The sequence below is a fragment of the Methylomonas sp. ZR1 genome, assembly GCF_013141865.1.
GTDB lineage: Bacteria > Pseudomonadota > Gammaproteobacteria > Methylococcales > Methylomonadaceae > Methylomonas.
Genome location: NZ_RCST01000001.1, coordinates 270,655 through 288,530, shown reverse-complemented (window position 1 = coordinate 288,530; position 17,876 = coordinate 270,655). Strand labels below are relative to the sequence as shown.

General features: G+C 44.9%; 12 protein-coding genes. 2 read left to right on the top strand and 10 right to left on the bottom strand.

The genetic code is table 11. From position 1 onward, the window contains the following. Positions 1-6: 6 nt before the first annotated feature. The 7 genes from DDY07_RS01260 to DDY07_RS01230 form a co-directional block, all read right to left on the bottom strand. Positions 7-1,686: a TIGR03016 family PEP-CTERM system-associated outer membrane protein gene (locus tag DDY07_RS01260; RefSeq protein WP_253734371.1), complete on the bottom strand. Its 1,680-nt coding sequence runs from the start codon at positions 1,684-1,686 to the stop codon at positions 7-9. Next, the gene (locus DDY07_RS01255) at positions 1,664-2,563 is read right to left on the bottom strand and encodes an XrtA-associated tyrosine autokinase (RefSeq protein WP_171694506.1); all 900 of its coding nucleotides are present in this window, start codon (positions 2,561-2,563) and stop codon (positions 1,664-1,666) included. Before DDY07_RS01255 ends, DDY07_RS01260 begins: the two co-directional genes overlap by 23 nt. A 23-nt stretch (positions 2,564-2,586) precedes the next feature. After that, positions 2,587-4,134 carry an XrtA system polysaccharide chain length determinant gene (locus DDY07_RS01250; RefSeq protein WP_171694505.1) on the bottom strand — a complete coding sequence of 516 codons (1,548 nt, stop codon included), beginning with the start codon at positions 4,132-4,134 and terminating at the stop codon, positions 2,587-2,589. Positions 4,135-4,211: 77 nt separating this feature from the next. Next, positions 4,212-4,889 carry a polysaccharide biosynthesis/export family protein gene (locus tag DDY07_RS01245; RefSeq protein ID WP_253734370.1) on the bottom strand — a complete coding sequence of 226 codons (678 nt, stop codon included), beginning with the start codon at positions 4,887-4,889 and terminating at the stop codon, positions 4,212-4,214. A gap of 33 nt (positions 4,890-4,922) precedes the next feature. Then, complete coding sequence (locus DDY07_RS01240; protein WP_171694503.1) at positions 4,923-7,322, bottom strand: tetratricopeptide repeat protein; 2,400 nt, start codon at positions 7,320-7,322, stop codon at positions 4,923-4,925. Between the two features lie 80 nt (positions 7,323-7,402). Next, entirely contained in the window at positions 7,403-8,140 is a 738-nt protein-coding gene (locus DDY07_RS01235; protein ID WP_171694502.1) for a PEP-CTERM/exosortase system-associated acyltransferase, read from the bottom strand. Positions 8,141-8,172: 32 nt separating this feature from the next. Next, positions 8,173-8,646: a Crp/Fnr family transcriptional regulator gene (locus tag DDY07_RS01230; protein ID WP_033155694.1), complete on the bottom strand. Its 474-nt coding sequence runs from the start codon at positions 8,644-8,646 to the stop codon at positions 8,173-8,175. A 96-nt stretch (positions 8,647-8,742) separates the two neighbouring features. Here DDY07_RS01230 and prsK point away from each other — a divergent pair, with 96 nt between their 5' ends. Together prsK and prsR are read left to right on the top strand one after the other, a co-directional pair. After that, entirely contained in the window at positions 8,743-10,842 is a 2,100-nt protein-coding gene (gene prsK, locus DDY07_RS01225) for an XrtA/PEP-CTERM system histidine kinase PrsK (protein ID WP_171694501.1), read from the top strand. Beyond that, complete coding sequence (gene prsR / locus DDY07_RS01220; RefSeq protein ID WP_171694500.1) at positions 10,829-12,205, top strand: PEP-CTERM-box response regulator transcription factor; 1,377 nt, start codon at positions 10,829-10,831, stop codon at positions 12,203-12,205. Before prsK ends, prsR begins: the two co-directional genes overlap by 14 nt. Before the next feature lie 74 nt (positions 12,206-12,279). Here the strand turns inward: prsR and DDY07_RS01215 are convergent, their stop codons facing one another. The 3 genes from DDY07_RS01215 to DDY07_RS01205 all read right to left on the bottom strand — a co-directional run bounded on the left by DDY07_RS01215 (position 12,280) and on the right by DDY07_RS01205 (position 17,778). Continuing rightward, a complete protein-coding gene (locus DDY07_RS01215; RefSeq protein WP_367650843.1) occupies positions 12,280-13,062 on the bottom strand; it encodes a PEP-CTERM/exosortase system-associated acyltransferase in 783 nt (260 codons plus the stop codon). Positions 13,063-13,216: 154 nt separating this feature from the next. Further along, positions 13,217-16,528: a DUF2126 domain-containing protein gene (locus DDY07_RS01210; protein WP_171694498.1), complete on the bottom strand. Its 3,312-nt coding sequence runs from the start codon at positions 16,526-16,528 to the stop codon at positions 13,217-13,219. After that, positions 16,525-17,778 carry a hypothetical protein gene (locus DDY07_RS01205; protein WP_171694497.1) on the bottom strand — a complete coding sequence of 418 codons (1,254 nt, stop codon included), beginning with the start codon at positions 17,776-17,778 and terminating at the stop codon, positions 16,525-16,527. The genes DDY07_RS01210 and DDY07_RS01205 overlap by 4 nt, the downstream gene beginning before the upstream one ends. Positions 17,779-17,876: the final 98 nt, after the last annotated feature.

Here is a 17,876-nt window from a genome sequence, read left to right as displayed (position 1 = left end):
TTCTATTTAGAATCGTACGTTAAAATTGGCTGTCGCCCTGTTTTCAACATAACCGTTAAATTGAGACGAATCAGATATTTGATTGATATGTCGAAACTCGAGCCTAGTATCCATTAATAAGGGCCTCCCAAGATTAATCGGAATCCCCCTACTAACCCCCAAAGCAACATCATATCGAGAATTGCTGGTCAACTCTCCGTCGGTGTGCTGCCAAGACGGCCGCAAATAAAGATCCATTCTAGAAGCAAATTGCCATTGCCAACTACCCGTAACACCATATGACATGTCTTCTCCAGAACGAACCTCATATGTTCTACGTTCGTTAAATACCGAAGCGGTATAACTGCTCTTGCCCGTTTGGTACGAGAAAGAAAGATTTCCACGTTTTCTAATAATCACGTCGTTGACCAAATCAAACGGATTGAAAACTAATTGAGTATTGTTAAAATTGGGACCTCGAATTAAAGATGATCTTCCGGTCACAGGATCAGTAGGGCCCGGCGTGAGAAATCCCTGAGCAATTAAATCTTGAGTATTAACCACCTGAGTCAAACTACCCGATGCATCCCGAAGAAAAAACCCCTGCTCGGCAAACAATTGCTGCTGTGTAGTTGTCTCCTGGGAATAATTGAATGCAATAGTGGCCTGCTTAGCTCGATAATTAAAGTTTGCATCCCAGGAATCGCCAGTGTTTAACCCAACATCTTTATTACGATACGTAATAGTCGAACTAAGATTTTCCGATGGATTAAATTGCAACGTAGCATGCTTGTTATTACCAATACCGACCTCAAGCGAATACCACTTGCTTGGCGTCCATTGACCACCTACAGTATAAAAAAAACCATTACTTATGCTGTTGGCCGAGGTCTGAAAATCGTTATTTTCAAACCCCGCTTGCCCGAAAAGGTTGAATTTGTTATTGATATAATACCGGGCATTACCTTGATATTGTTCAAATCGAACATCTTGCCCGACAACCCTACTCTGTTCTTGCGACGAATAATTTAATCCCCAATTAATTCTATTAAAATAACTGCCGCTGGACAATCTAGCCTGGCGCGTAATAGTATCTGAATCAGACACTAAACTCGACAACTGCGGCGTGACCGCAGATCCATTTAAATTCTCAAAGGAAGACTTACTATAACCGACTTTAGCTAAACCCGTTGCAAACTGGCCAAAACGAGGCGTCCAATAGGGTGAAATACTAAATGTCTTTACTTCAGTCCGCCCTCCGTTCCCAGAAATATTATCAGTCGTAACAAAGGAATTACTAATATTTTGCTGGCTAATTGAGCTTGCAGTTTCCAGAAAAAGAGTATTACGAACAGCTTGATACAAAGAACTCATATTAAGCTGATGATTTACATCTATAGCATCTCTACCACCCGCATTATAGAGACCTTGCATACGATAATTTAAATTGAAATTACTCCACGGAGAATTCCCATACAACGAAATTCCAGGACTAATCTCGGTGACAAAACCGCTCTTTTTGTTATTTTCAGAAAGCGCCAAATTATCAGAAAATATTTCACTCGCCGACAAACTCGGACTAAATCTCCAATCTAGCGCCATTGCGACGCTAGAATGTAAAACCATGCCAACACTTAAACCAGAAAGCAAGGTAGCTAGAGATAAACCGGAAAGACGATTACTGTCACAAATGTCCATATTTCCCATAACTATAATTGTGACCGTATATATCTATCTCTTTTCTTGTTTTATTCAGAAGGGTCATAACAACATCGCAATTACTAAGCTTCGCAACTGACTCATTAACCACGCTCTGAGGGGTTACTTCCGCCGCAATCACCAGCACTACTTGACCTACAAGTTCCGCAAGTATTTGGGCTTGAGTAGCAACTAACAACGGAGGTGAATCAAAAATCACAATTCGATCTTTGTATCGCCGACTCACTTCTTCCGCGAACAAATACATCCGCTGACTTGATAACAACTCTGTTGAGTATTTATGTCTTTTACCCGCTGTAATTAAACTAAGATTTGGAAGATCTGTTTTTAACAAAATATCTGAAAAAGTTACTTTATCATCTTCTAAATACTCTATTAAGCCTCGAGGGCTATTAATCCCTAATTGTTTTGATATACTTGGCTTTTCCACATCAGCATCTATAAGCAAAACTTTTTTATCTCTTTCGTTAGCAATACTCAAAGCCAAATTAATTGAAACAAATGTCTTACCTTCCCCAGGCAAACTACTGCAAATAAGAATTAAATTAGAACGATTAATTCCATTATTTTCTGCGCCCTGTATATTGTTTACCAAAGGCCTCTTAATAACTCTAAATTCTTCAGCTAGCTGAGATTTTGCGTTATTATTATCTATAAAACCGTTTTCCGCCAAACTAGCCCAATCAACAACAACCTGTTGTTCGGGCGAAAATGCCCCGGAAGATTCTCGCAACCCAGTCAATTCTAAATTGGTTTCACTGAAACCCCTATCAGGTTTAGCTGTGGTAGCCGACTCTTGACTATTATTTTCCACAACTAACCCTTGGCTCCCTGCCTTTTTCAGCGCATTCTCTATAATGCTCATATGTGTACCTGTTTAATACGGCTTTATTTGAATATCTCAAATATCATGATACCGATATAACCACTTAGCAATATTGCAAAAGTCGAAATAAGTAACCAGTCAATATTATTAGTTTGACTTATGCCTTGCGAGGTAAGAGACACACTACCTAAGGATGGTAGGCCGGTCACAATCCTTACTTGTCTCGTTGACATGAACACTGGACGTATAAAATAAACCAAAAACGCGACACCAAATCCTAAAATAACCCCAACCAAAAGCGCGAAAGAATAAAATAATTTTCTATTAGGTGAGCTAGGCTTGTTGGGCTTACTAGGGGGATCAGCAATTTTAAATTTCAAACGAGATGTCTGATCATCAACGCGTTCGGTAATATGAGCCTGTTCACGCCGATCCAGCAACTCGGCGTACTTGCCGCTTATCGTTTCATAGTCCCGGTTAAGATTTTTCATTTCCGTTTCTATGGTCAATCTTTCATTCAAACCTTCTTCAAGCTTTGCTATCCTGTTTCGAATTGAATCAACCAAAGTTTGACTAGAAGCAACTTCAGCCTGAGCATTGTCAAACCCCATTTTTAACGCCTGAACATAGGGATTCGCCATTTTCTCGGCGCCAATACTTTCGGAAAGACCTGCCTGTATATCTCCATTTGCTTGCGTCTGACTCGTCTTAGTTTGATTTTCTTGACTTTTCAGCGTGTCAATCAGCTTATCGATTTCTATTATTTCCGGATGGCGTTCGGTGTATTTCAGCAACAATTCAGTGCGCTTATCTTTCAAAGATTCTATTCTTGCATTATCTGCAGATACTTCCTGAGTGGATGTCGGCAGACCCCAGTCTTCTTCAGACTCTTGGATTTCAGCAACCTGCTCCGCTAATACATTTCGTCGAGAAATAGCTTGATCTAGAGCCGTGTTGGCATCTAGATACTGCTCCTTCATTTTCTGCAAACTCTGAAATTGATCTGAGCCGTTAAGTAAATCAATGTTTGCGCGTTTAAATTCTTCTTTCGCTTTTTCAGCATCTTGCAGCCTAATCTCGTATTCTCGTATCTGCTGTTCGATGAAACGTTGCGCATCACTCGCATCAGCCAATGCTTTGCCCTCTGTTTGTTCAGAAAACACTGTAAGAACAGCCTGGACCACACTCTTCGCAACTTCAGGATCTTGTGAGGTATAAGCAATATCGAATATATCTCCTCTGCCTCCTGCAATTGTTATGTCCTTCTTAAGTTTCTCAATCAATTCCGTAGCAGATCCTGAGCTATCCTGCGATCTACTTAGCTGAGATAGCGAAATAATTTTTTCAAGATTAGGTCTCGTAAACATTAGCTGCTGGATTATTCTGATCAGCGCAGATATATCAGGCTCTATAACCATACCTCTCATGAGAGGCCTAATCACTGTAGCTGAATCAATATGAACTTTGGCTTTCGATTCAAATTTATCAGGCATCATAAAAATGTACGCCCAAGCAGCTGAACAAACAACCAAAGCGAAAACGATGGCAAGGCGCTTGTACTTTAAAGTACCTTTCAAATAAAAATAAACTTCGGAAAGATCTTGCTGCATATTAAACTAGCCGTTGTTTTCAATCTAAAATTAATGGACATACTACCTACAGAAAAAGTCTACCTTCTTACAAACACTTAAAAATACGCATCGGGAATAATTAAAATGTCCCCAGGCATCATCAAGACATTAGCTGACAAATCTGTATCATCAATGAGGTCGTCAATCCTTACGCCAAACGGCTTCAATTCTCCATTCACATCCCTGATAACACTGGCTCTATTACCATCAGCATATTGGTTCAGACCAATTTGAATAATAACATCCAATAGCGTCATTCCCCTCTCGTATGGAATAGATTTACCCTGGTAACGTCCTACGCCACCACCACCAGCTCCACCACCAGCTCCACCACTGGCTCCACCACCGCCACCGCCAATTCTCCCAATGACCCTGATTTGCTGAGTGCTAATCCCTTTGAATCCGCTAACCATAACAACTACCTGTGGACTTTTTATATAAGTCGAAAGCACCTTCTCAATGTCCCGAGCAAGTTCAAATGGCGTTTTACCACTGGCCAACAATTCTTCTACTAAAGGAACAGTTATCTTTCCATCCGGACGCACTGGCGCTGATGTAGATAACTCTGGGTTTCCCCAAACAAAAATATTGACACTATCGCCAGGCCCTATCTGATAAGTATAGTCAGCAGTCTGTTGCATATCCTCAAGTAAAGGCTGAGAACACCCAACAATACTAGAAACAAGGGCAGAAGCTATCAAACAATACAACAACTTTTTTTTAAATATCGGCATAATCATAATCTAAGTAGTTACCCAATTACCTGCTCAATTCTCTATTTCTTCAAGGATCTTTTTTGCGTTATCTTTACCGGAAAAATTTCGCTTCTGTTTTTCAGACAAACTAATAGATTGTTTAAGCTCACTTATCGCAGTCGCTTTATTACCAGCATTCATGTGCGCAACTCCTAAGTGATATCTAAACTCAGGAAGTTTAGGCTCTTTTAGAATCAAGGACTGTAATAACTTAAGCCCCTCCTCATTACTACCAGCTTTAATTAATGCCCAAGCGTATGTGTCTTGAAAATACGAATTCTCGGAATCTTTAAATACTTTTGCTAACTCCATTCCTTGACTAATCTCATCGTGACTGTTTGACTCTATCAATAACGAGGCCAAATTGTTAATAGCTAAGTTATTATCGGGATTCTTATCGAGTACGGCTTTATACACCCTGATTGCATTTTCCTTTTCGTTTAATTGTTCATACAAAGCAGCTAGAGCCATAGCTAACTGAGGATCATTTGGATTGACTTCCAATCCTCGCAAGTACACATCTTTGGCTGAAGAAATATTTTTATTCATCATTGCCTCAACCCTTGCTAGAGCGAGATAAATCGATGCTGCTTTTGGAGTATGTTTAAGCTGATCCGTCAGCAGCTTTTTGGTTTTTACAAAATCATTATTTGCAATGTATATATCACTCAGTACGCCGACAGTATTTAATTGATCAGGATACTTTACATGCAGCTTTTCCAAATACGCAACAGCATTATTTCTTTGCCCAAGAGCCTCGTAAGATTTGACTAAATTAATCAAAGAATTTAAATGATTAGGATACTGTTGTATCAACTTGTCATACAAGCTAATTGCCTCAGCATACTTACCTTTACCCTGTAAAACATTGGCTTGAAGATATATAGGCATCGCCTTATCTTTAGAAAAAAGTGCTAGCCGTTGAATAGACTCTTGGGCGCCATCCCACTTTTTCTCTAAAATATCCAATTCAGCCTTACTAGTAAGCAATAAAATGTCGTTTTGTTTTAGCGATAAAGCCTTTTCAAGATATTGCCTAGCATTTTCATTTTGCCCGGCCTGTACGTAGTTACTATATACACGAGAAAAAGCAGCCAAATTTGCTGGATTAACTTCTAACGCCTGTTTAAAACTTTTCTCAGCCTGTTTCCGATCTTGTTTTATTAAATAAGCATCACCTAACAAAGAATAAACGTCGTCTACATTAGTTTTGTTCCATACAAGTTTATTAAGGAACTCAATAGCTTCATCCGTTTTATTTTGAGCCAGCAAAAAACGACCTTTAAGCAAATTTGCCTGAATCAATTCCGAATTGATACTAAGAATATCTTTTAAAGAGCTTTCTACAGCACTAAACTGCTTTTCCGTTAGCGCAATTTCCGCAAGAATGACCTGGGCTGACAAGCCTGCTTCGTTATTCTTTTCTAGCTGAACAACTTGTTCTAACCCTTCCTTAGCAGTTTCAGCATATCCTGACGCAACCATCCATTTCGAGAGCTCTAACAACACCTTAGGTTGCCCTTGATGGCGGTTAAGCATAGCCTTGTACTCAGGAATCACTCGATCTTTAGCACGAGCATTTAAAAATTCGAACAAAACTATTTCAGGCTCGACTTTATCATTTGATTTTTCGACCATTTCCCTCAATAGTCTCTCCGCCTCCTCAAGCTTATCAGTCATCGAGTAAATGGAAGCCAAGCTCAGCTTAAAATTACCGGCATCTGGGTATAACTGAATAAGCTCCTGATAACCTTTTATTACGCTATCTATGTTATTCAGCCCTGCATCCAGTTTTATCTTAAATAAGCGCAAAGGAAGGTTTGCGGGCTGTACTTCCAATGCCTTATTTACTGCCCCCAAAGCTTGATCTATTTCATTTTTTTCAGCAAATAAAGCAGCTTGCAATGACAAAGCCTCAACATTATCCGGGCTATCTTTTAAAACAAAATCAACTATTTCTGCTGCTTGATCTTTTTTCAACTGCTTAATATAAACCGATGCCTTGATCATTTTTGCATCAATATTGCTTGAGTCACTTGTCAAAACTGACTCCGCTTGCTCCAATGCTTTCTCCAGATCTCCAAAAACAATATCGAGCTTACCTAGTTTTATTTTTGCGGAAGTCAAACTTGGCTCTAACTCTAAGGCCCTAATCAGGTTTTGCCGCATCGACTTGAAATTATTATTTTTTTCGTCCAATAGGGCCATATAGAAATAGGTCTCACCAAACTTATCGCTGCTTTGACTGGCTGTCTTCAACTCAAGCAATGCCTTATCAAATTCCCCTTTTTCAAAAAGCTCCTTACCTTTTTGCAAATGACTCCGAGCAGATTCCTCCGGCGAGGAACATGCCGCTGTTTGCAATAAAAACGTACATGCGAGAACTACGGAACTGATTATTTTTCTTTTCATCCTATTACCAAAACCCCAATATTTTATTTGACTACTTACTAATCGCCTAGAAATATATAATTACATTCGATCCCGCCATATTAATTAACAATATTTTCTTTTATCCAGGAATATAACTCTAGCAAATCGGGATGCATATTTTCTAAAACAGCCTGAGTAGTAATGAAATAAGGTGCTCGTATACCATGATAGTCAATATCCTTACCAACTCGTTGAAAATCTATACCTGACCGATGCATCAGCCGCGGCAAGAACGGCTCCATCATCGCAAACACATTTGTACGTCCATCAACCTCTGTTAGGACTGTGGCGGCAAAAAAACAAGCAACTGCTATTGACGAAAAAGTCCTCTGCTCTTGAGGCGAAAACTGTAAGCCGTTAATTTCACCGAAGCGGGTTAGAGTCTCGCCGGTACGTCTACGAAACGCCCCATCCACAGCCAATCTTGATATTTCGCATACTGTATTTCTTTGTAGCTTTAAATTATCTATAAGCTTGCTGTCTAAACTAGCTCCACAGTATTTTTCTAACGGCAATGGCTTATTTTGTCGTTCCCCGATAGCAGGAACCATTCTTACACAACCAGCAGGGATACCAGTTTGCAAATGCGTAATCAAACAGTGGCGGGAATATTGATCGTATTCGTCTACTTCAAGGCGATTAGCAAAACGTTCAACAGGTTCATATTTAAACTCTTCACAATAGACACGGTACCTTACTTGAAAAACAAATTCCTTCTGAGCATCGCTTTCAGCGAGCCCCACCTTGAAGTAACGGCTAAAACTTTCTGCCAGTGATAACTTAGGCCCCACATCCATCTTGCCCTCTCATTTTCACGAGCATCATCCAACTACAAATATTTATCGATATCATGCGCTTTAATTCCCCACGCCAGTAAATGCTCTATTCGATCATTTGCCAATCCCAAACGATTGGACATAGCTTGAAACAAGCCTTTCAAAAATAAATAACCCTGCACCGGATGATCGTCCAAATAAACACTCAACATGTCACTACGAACTTCAAGTAAACACACATCAGTCAATGAAACAACAGAAGCCGTTCTCTCCCTAGGCTCGTACAAACAGACATCCCCAAATACCGCCCCAGCATCTAAATCACAGAGACCTGGGCTTATTCGCCGATTACCATCCAGCTCTGCACCACCCAACACTCTAACAACACCTTCTTCTATGAGAAATAATGTATTTCCTTGCTGGCCTTTTTTTACGATGGTCTCACCCGCATTAAGGCGGTATCGTTTCCAACCGGAACCGTCAGAGAATTGCGCATTGGCTAGTACGTCACTAAATAATTCTTTCATGTCAGCCTGAATCTGCAAAGTAATGATCCTGCCTACTGCTTATAAGGTCGTATAATGATTATACGTATTGAAAAAACACTTAAACATCGACGCTAAATGCAAAGCTACATTTATTACAGCTACTTAAGCGCAGCCATCGCTTATGGTTTTTTACTTTTATACGCTTGCTTTAGGAAAAACTGGCATCTGCCTTTCATAATAGCAGTTTTGTGCTCGTTAGCATGGTGCACAAGCGTGATAATCGCCACAAAAAATAGCCATTTCTTCTTCGCTGACACGCTACCGTACGAAACTCTCCGGAATGCATCTTGGTTTCTTCAACTTGGAACGCTGCTGTCCAAACAAATATACAACGATCACAAGCAAATATTTAAGTCGAACGTTAGCGTAGTCGTTACCCTGATTTTAATGCTGGTTTTAGGTATCGAGATCTTCCCTGGCAGCCTAACCCTAATCCGAGAACATCTAAACGTCGATCCTCGTTTCGCATCGCACGTTGTATCCGCTGTATTTGGCCTCATCCTAGTTGAGCAGCTTTATCGCAGCACCCCCCTGAAGCAAAGGTGGAATCTCAAATTTCTGTGTATAAGCCTTGGCTCGCTATTCGCATTCGATTTGCTCGTTTACAGCAAATCACTGCTATTCAGCAGCCTGGACTTCGAGCTCTGGCAGTCACGAGGTGTAATTAACGCACTCATGACACCACTTTTAGCAGTCACATTGACCCGACTAAAGCTTAACAGCCAAAGTACGGAACTGACAACACCTCGCAAAACTATTTTTTACTCAACGATTCTCCTCGGTTGCGGCATCTATTTAATCCTTATGTCGTTTGCCGGTTTTTATATCAAACGCGCAAATACCGAATGGGGTGAGGCTGCACAAACTCTGTTTATTTTTCTCGCCATTCTCCTGCTGATTATCCCGTTTACATCTGGAAAAATACGAGCGATCTCCAAGGTGTATTTTAGTAAGCACTTTTTCCACTACAGCTACGATTACCGTGAAGAGTGGCTCAAGATCAGCAAATCATTGGCAAAACTTGAGTCGCTTGAGGAACTAAAAGGATTCATCATAACTACTTTAACGGACCTAGTAGAAAGCGCAGGAGGCGGTTTGTGGTTAAAAAACGATCAAGGCCATTTTTTTCTAGCTGCAGAACAAAACCTCAAACTCACTCCGCAAGAAATTGAATATCTCCACAACATCGGCGACCTGCCTCAATATTTAGCGAACAAGCAATGGGTCATCGATTTTTTCGAACTGGCTCATGCTCCGGAAGTATACGACGACATAGATCTATCTCCGTGGTGCTACGAAGATAGCCAAGTGTGGCTGATAGTGCCGCTATTTCACCTAAACAAACTTGAAGCTTTTGTCGTGTTAACGCAGGCGCGCGCGCCACGAAAGCTTGACTGGGAAGACCACGATCTTTTAAAAACTGTGGGAATGCAACTTGCCAACGCCCTCGCTCTCAACCGGACAAGTGAAGAACTCGCCAATAATCGTCAATTTGAAACTTATCACCGCCTTTCAGCATATTTGGTACATGACCTCAAAAATCTGGTGGCCCAGATCTCCCTGATCGTAAAAAACGCGGAAAAGCATAAACATAACCCGGACTTCTTCGACGATACCATAGACACACTAAATAATGTGGTCAAAAAAATGCACCATATTGTCGAACAGTTAAAACAAGGCGAGACCAACACAACCACAGCCAATACCTTCATCAATTTGGTGGAATTGGTTAAATACATCGCGCAACAACATCTCGGCACTCCGCCGTTGCAGATGGACACAACACTCAGCGAGTGCTTCGTGACGGCCGACAAAATCAAACTTACCAATATTTTGACTAATTTAGTGCAAAACGCCCAAGACGCCATAGCGACAAGCGATGGATGGGTTAAGCTTGAATTAACAAAAAACCAAGACTATGCTGTCATCAAAATTATCGATAACGGCATAGGTATGGACCAACAGTTCATTGCAGAACGCCTATTCAAGCCGTTCGATACGACAAAAGGCAACGCCGGAATGGGCATCGGCGCCTACGAAGCCCGAGATTACATTCTAAAGCAGTCCGGAAATATCCGGGTCGATAGCAATCCAGGCCGCGGCACTGCTTTCACCATCCAATTACCATTAGCTCAGCGAGTTTCCGCAAATCAAGGAAATAATGATCACTTCTAAAGTACTGTTAGTTATCGAGGACGACCTAGGCTTACAAAAACAACTGAAATGGGCCTTCGAGCAATACGAAGTAGTAATAGCAAGTAATAGAGACGAAGCAATAGCTGCACTTAGACGATATACGCCAAGCGTCGTTACCTTGGATCTTGGTTTACCGCCCGACCCCACCAACGCCACTGAAGGACTCGCCACTCTCAAGGAAATTCTCGCATTAGCACCGGCCACCAAGATAATCGTGGTAACCGGCAATGATGATCGCGCAAATGCGATTCATGCAGTAGCCTTAGGTGCTTATGACTTTTATCAAAAGCCGGTAGACCCGGACGTCTTGGGCCTGATTATAGAAAGAGCGTTTCAACTCGACGCATTGGAGCGCGACTACCAAATATTGCAGCAACAAAAGCCCCTAACCGGCGTGATCGCCACCAGTCCGCAAATGCAGGCAGTCATGCGGATGATTGAAAAAATTGCACCGACTCAAGCAACCGTTTTACTAATCGGCGAAAGCGGCACCGGTAAAGAGCTATTGGCAAAAGCCTTACATCGCCTGAGCACACGCGCCTCACAACCGTTTGTAGCGGTAAACTGCGCGGCCATACCAGAAACATTGTTAGAGAGTGAATTATTTGGCTACGAGAAAGGTGCATTCACCGGCGCAGTCGCGCAAACCAAAGGCAAAATCGAATATGCGCAGGGCGGCACATTCTTTTTAGACGAAATCGGCGACCTCCCTTTTGCCTTGCAAGCAAAATTGCTGCGATTTATCCAGGAACGGGTCATAGAACGGTTAGGGGGTAGAAAGGAAATTGCCGTGGATGTGCGCATTATATGTGCAACACATCGCCATTTACCCGACCTCATTGCGCAAGGTAATTTCCGGGGCGACTTATATTACAGGCTCAGTGAGATCGTCGTTGACATTCCCCCACTACGCGAACGCGAAGGCGACATTATTACGATAGCTAATGCTTTGCTACAGCGCTATTGCCGCGAAAACAACTCCAAAGAAAAACATTTTTCCCACGACGCCGCTCGTGCTCTTGAAGCTTATAACTGGCCTGGCAACATTCGGGAGATGGAGAACAAAATCAAACGTGCGGTCATTTTATCCGACAACAATTTCGTCACCGCCGAAGAGCTGGAAATTGGTACCGATAGCGACAAGTCTATGCCGCTGAATCTCAAATCGGTACGAGAAGCGGCAGAAACGATCGCCATCAAACGCGCACTGACCTACGCAGACAATAACATATCCGAAGCAGCTAAATTATTGGGTGTTACCAGGCCAACCTTGTACGGTTTATTTGAAAAATACGGACTGCAAGCTTTGCTGCGTAATCATACTGATGAACACCAGGATTGACATAGAAGGCCTACCAGCGAGAACGGTTTATAATTGCAGGCTAGGGTTTTACGCGGCGGATTTAAACGGATAAATCAGATTCTCGACACATAAGAAATAACGCCGATTTGCTTTACCTGGCGCCCCCTCATATCGACAGGAACGTCAGTTGCAATATCCGAATATAAGCGAAAATCGTGTCGGTAACCCTCAAACCATAAAGAGTTTTCCAGCACTTGCTTTGTATTCAAATAATACAGCAGACGTGCACTTTGACGACTAGCATCGCCCAGTTGCTGTATATCTAAGCCTTGTTTCTTAATACTGTACGCCAGCGCCGGATTGGCTAACATATACCAATGTTTAATGCCCTGCTGGACGGAATAAACCGCCGCAGCTCGATACAGCCCCCACATTATGTCTCTATTGATATTGCGGTAATCGTGCAGAAAACTAATTTTGCGATTTTCTTCAGCTACCTCTATAGCCGGGTTTCTGAAGACAAAGCGCCTTGCTTCCTTAGTAACGCATAACCTGGAAATTTCAACTGAATTTTTGTATCTGCCGCTTGGTAGCCGTTGATGCGAACTACTGCTTTCCTGAAACGGAAAAACGTGACCTTTGGGCCTGACCATCCTCAACCCGCCCAGCCATTGTTGCGTATATTTATGCCTGACTAAAAAATGAACTGCGCTTTTATCCCATTCGTCGATTTCTTGCTGCGCCGGAAACCGCTCCGTATCGTCGAAGCCCATTTCATCGCAATAAATCCGGTATCTGAGTTGATAATGAATTTTTTTACTTTCCGGCGTATCAGCTAAAAATACCTCGAAACAATGATCGAAAGACTGCTTCTGTCGATTCAAGATACACCCCACCCTATAAACAAATATTCATAACAAGTTCAAATAGCTATAGCCACTTTGTCTCGTTCCGCAGGTAAGGATGGTATAGCAAATCGAGTCAATTTCAAGCTAAATTGTAAAAAAAACCGACACTCGCTGATTAGGTTTTTTAATTTCCTCGTTCTATCTAGCTCGCATTCCAACGTAAATCCAGCGTAAACGGATAATCTTTATTGAACTCCTCACTCGGTAATTCCAACACGGTTTCGGTTGGCGTATGCCCGTGCTGCCAAAAACGACTAACCCTGCGTCCTTCAGCCTCGTAAGCATTAACTGGCAGCGTGTCGTAGTTGCGGCCGCCGGGGTGAGAAACATGATACGTACAACCGCCGATAGACCGACCGTTCCAGGTATCAACCAAATCAAATACCAGCGGCGCCTGCACACCGATAGAGGGATGCAAAGCCGAGGGCGGGTTCCAAGCCCGATACCGGATGCCCGCCACCAGCTCGCCTTGCTTGCCGGTGGCCTTTAACGGTACCCTGCGACCATTACAGGTTAAGGCATAGCGTTCACCCATCGCCCCACTCAGAGACACCTGCAAGCGTTCCACCGAGGAGTCGACATAACGGGCGGTGCCGCTGCTGGTGATTTCTTCGCCTAACACGTGCCACGGCTCAATAGCCTGATACAGATCCAATTGCAGATCGTTAACCCGCAGACTACCGATTCTAGGAAACCGGAATTCCAAAAACGGCGCGAACCATTCCGTCTTGAATTCATAACCCGCAGCTTGCAGATCGCGCGCCACATCGTAAATATCGCTGGCAATGAAATGCGGCAACATAAATCGGTCATGCAATTGCGTCCCCCAGCGCACCAAAGGCTTCTTGTAGGGCTCGCGCCAAAACCAAGCTACCAGGGTTCGCAGCAACAGCATTTGCATCAAACTCATTCGTGCGTGCGGCGGCATTTCGAACGCACGCAACTCCAGGAGCCCAAGCCGTCCGGCATCGGTACCCGGCGCATACAGTTTGTCGATACAAAACTCGCTACGATGCGTATTGCCGGTCATATCCACCAACAAATTGCGGAACAGCCTATCGACCAGCCACGGCGCGGCCACTTCGCCCTCCGGCATCTGTTGAAAGGCAATTTCCAGCTCGTACAGGCTGTCATTGCGCGCTTCGTCGACGCGCGGCGCCTGGCTGGTTGGACCAATAAACAAGCCGGAAAACAAATAGGACAAGGCTGGGTGATGCTGCCAATACGTAACCAAGCTGCGCAACAAATCCGGTCGCCGCAAAATCGGACTATCGGCGGGTGTAATGCCGCCCAAGGTCACATGATTACCGCCACCGGTCCCGGTATGCCGGCCATCCAGCATGAATTTCTCGGTGCCGAGCCGGGTCAACCGGGCCAACTCGTACAAAGTAGTGGTGTTGTTCACCAGCTCTTTCCAACTGGCGGCAGGATGAATATTCACCTCTATCACGCCAGGATCGGGCGTCACCGGCAAACGGGTCAGACGCAAATCGTGCGGCGGCTGATACCCCTCTATTACCACCGGCATTTTCAAAGCCGCTGCCGTAGCTTCCACCGACGCGATAATGTCCAGGTAGTGTTCCAACTCGGTCGTGGGCGGCACAAATACAAATAAACGACCTTCACGGGCCTGAACCGACAAAGCGGTATGCGGCACCCATTCCGGATCGTGCGGCCTCTCATCATCGGCTGCGTCCATTTCGGTCGGATGTAGTCCCTGCTTGGCCATTTGACTGTAACGACGGCTAACTTCCGAATCAATATCGCCCAGAGGCTCCACCGGTTCGTACAGGCTACGTTCATGGGGGTGATCGCGCTTTTCAAATGGCACCCAAGGCAAACTGTTCAGAGGTAAACGCAAACCCATCGCCGAATCGCCCGGCACCAGGAACATAGCCCCACGCCGAAATTCCCAAGCACTGCTGTTCCAAGAGCCGGCCTGATAGCTCCAATGCAGCGGCAACACATAGCCGACCGGCGCGCCGAGATCCGCGCTGAGCAATTTGGCCAAGCGCTGACGCTCTAAGTCGTCTTTCAAATCGACTCGCAAAGGATCCAGGTTTTTCGGTACCAATCCTTCCTGTAACAGGTAGTAAAGAGGATCTTCGAAACCCGGCAGAATGAACTCGCCGGCCACGCCCAGCCGTTTCACCAAATCACGGATAAATGCATCCGCATGCTTGAGATCGAATCCATAATCACGGGTCTCATCCGCCAATAAGGCCGGATTTTTCCAAATCGGTTTGCCATCCTTGCGCCAAAAACACGCCAACTGCCAGCGTGGCAACGGCTCGCCCGGATACCATTTGCCTTGGCCGAAATACAATAAGCCGCCCGGCGCAAAGCTGTCGCGCAAACGTCTGACCAATTTTCCGGCCAACTTGCGCTTTTCCTCGCCGTCAGCATCGGTATTCCATTCCGGCGCATCCATGTTATCGATGGACACAAAAGTCGGCTCGCCGCCCATGGTTAAACGCACATCACCCGCTTTCAGCTCGGCATCGACCTTTTCGCCCAGACGCTCAATGTCTGCCCATTGCCTATCGGTATAAGGTTTGGTAACCCTGGGATCTTCATGGATGCGACTGACACGATTGGAAAAATCGAAGGTAGTCTCGGCCTTGCCGATAAAGCCGCCGCTGACCGGCGCCGCACTGACATAATCTGCGGTACAGGCTAAGGGAATATGGCCTTCTCCGGCAAACAGTCCGGACGTCGGATCCATACCTATCCAGCCAGCGCCGGGAATATATACCTCGGCCCAGGCGTGCAGATCGGTGAAATCGTGATCGGTACCCGACGGCCCGTCCAGCGATTTCACATCCGCCACCAACTGCACCAAATATCCCGATACAAAGCGCGCTGCCAAACCCATGTGCCGCAATACCTGCACCAATAACCAACCGGAATCTCGACAGGAACCCAGCTTTTTTTCCAGGGTTTCCTCGCAACTTTGCACGCCCGGCTCCATGCGGATTGCATAGTTGACGACCTGATTCACGGCTTGATTGATACTCACCAGAAAATCGACGATGCCTTGCTTATCCCGCTTCAAGCCGGCCAGAAAACCTTTGAGCAAAGGCCCTTGTTCGCGAATTTCCAGGTAGGGCGCCAGCTCCTTGGCCAATTGCTCAGGATAAGCAAACGGATAATGTTCCGCGTATTCCTCCAGAAAAAAATCGAAGGGGTTGATCACCGTCATGTCGGCGATCAGATCCACTTCTATCGAAAATTCGGTGGTTTTTTCCGGAAACACCAAGCGCGCCAGATAATTGCCAAACGGATCCTGCTGCCAGTTGATGAAGTGCTTATCCGGCTTGATGGTCAGTGAATAGGCACTGACCGCCGTCCGCGAATGAGAAGCCGGCCGCAGCCGCAGCACATGCGGCGTCAACTGGACCGGATGATCGTAGTGGTAACTGGTTTTGTGGTTAATCGCGACTCTGATACTCATGCTGACACCGGACTGACTGCTTCACTCTCTGCCTGCAACAAGCGTAGATTTTCCTCTACCCCAGCGGCATGCGTTAATTCAGCAACGTTCTGCTTGGTGAAAAAACCGTCGAAATTACCGAAACGCTGCACGTATTCCACGATCAACGACGAATGCTCGGACGCGCTGGAAAAAATCTGTTTCAAACCTTCCTCACGCGATCCGATGACATCCAGCAGAAAGTCCTTACCTCTGGCCCGGATAGCCTGCACTACATAATCGATATTGGCCTGGCCGTTGATCTCACCGTCCGCTACTTCCAAAGCCACATGATGCAAGCGCGGTCCATAGTTGCGTACAAAACTTTCGGTCGGTGACGGCAAGCCCACCAAATGATTAACAAAATACGGATGATTGGCGGCGGTAAACACTTTGGCCGGACTAATGCGTTCCTCGGGATAATGAATGCTTTTGGTGACGTTGGTCGAAGAATTCTGATTGGCAATATCGTAGGACCCCCAATAGTAATAACTGGAGAGCGTCAAATATTCCAAAATCGCCACTTCCCGATTCTGGCTGTAAACCCGGGTGGCTAAATGATCGATGGGCCGAATCAGTTTATCCAGCCCCAATTCCTCCTGAATTTCCTTGGCTTGCAGATAGCCGCGATTCACTTCATCGAGGATGATGCTGTTTCCCAAGGCATATACTCGGATGTCCTCCGGCGGCCTTTCCCAGTAAGCGACGATGTTATGGGTATACGGCGACGGTTTGACGATGGCCATATTGCCGGGCAATTCCAGTTTGCGAATTTGATCCTGATTAAAAAAGCGAATTTCCCTGGCTTTTTGCTGCTCGACCACTTCATGCAGGTTACTGACCCGGAAAATCTCACCCATATAGCGCGAGTTAGGCTTGTGGGCGCCAATCGGATACACCTCGTTCAGACTGCGGAAAATGTCAGCCCGACCGGGTGCACGCACTTCCCGCACCAACAAGTCCGGCGAATTCATATCAATCCGCAGCACGTGAGTCCAATGGCTCTCGGACTGTAAAGTGACCAAATAGTGGTAAGGCGTCATCAAGGCCAATTCGCTGACATAGGCCGCCGAACAGTCTGGCTCCACCGTCAACATTAACGCATCGATTTCGCGGATCATTTCGGTCAGGCCGGTTCGATCCCGGTTTTCCAGCAACTTGACCAGAAACTCGTCAAACCAGGGCGAATTGGCCTTGTCGCCCTGTTTGGGGTGGATCAGTGAATTTATCATCCGTTTTCCTCTAACTCTATTTGTCCGCTAGGCTGGATCGCCAAAATTTTGCTTAAACAGTCGGTGCAGCAATTACTTACAGCACTGTTTACGCAAGG

Bases quoted from the DNA above. Each gene is read 5' to 3' on its own strand.
- DDY07_RS01260 (WP_253734371.1), bottom strand. From the start codon at position 1,686: ATGGGAAATATGGACATTTGTGACAGTAATCGTCTTTCCGGTTTATCT.
- DDY07_RS01255 (WP_171694506.1), bottom strand. From the start codon at position 2,563: ATGAGCATTATAGAGAATGCGCTGAAAAAGGCAGGGAGCCAAGGGTTA.
- DDY07_RS01250 (WP_171694505.1), bottom strand. From the start codon at position 4,134: ATGCAGCAAGATCTTTCCGAAGTTTATTTTTATTTGAAAGGTACTTTA.
- DDY07_RS01245 (WP_253734370.1), bottom strand. From the start codon at position 4,889: ATGCCGATATTTAAAAAAAAGTTGTTGTATTGTTTGATAGCTTCTGCC.
- DDY07_RS01240 (WP_171694503.1), bottom strand. From the start codon at position 7,322: ATGAAAAGAAAAATAATCAGTTCCGTAGTTCTCGCATGTACGTTTTTA.
- DDY07_RS01235 (WP_171694502.1), bottom strand. From the start codon at position 8,140: ATGGATGTGGGGCCTAAGTTATCACTGGCAGAAAGTTTTAGCCGTTAC.
- DDY07_RS01230 (WP_033155694.1), bottom strand. From the start codon at position 8,646: ATGAAAGAATTATTTAGTGACGTACTAGCCAATGCGCAATTCTCTGAC.
- prsK (WP_171694501.1), top strand. From the start codon at position 8,743: ATGCAAAGCTACATTTATTACAGCTACTTAAGCGCAGCCATCGCTTAT.
- prsR (WP_171694500.1), top strand. From the start codon at position 10,829: ATGATCACTTCTAAAGTACTGTTAGTTATCGAGGACGACCTAGGCTTA.
- DDY07_RS01210 (WP_171694498.1), bottom strand. From the start codon at position 16,528: ATGAGTATCAGAGTCGCGATTAACCACAAAACCAGTTACCACTACGAT.
- DDY07_RS01205 (WP_171694497.1), bottom strand. From the start codon at position 17,778: ATGATAAATTCACTGATCCACCCCAAACAGGGCGACAAGGCCAATTCG.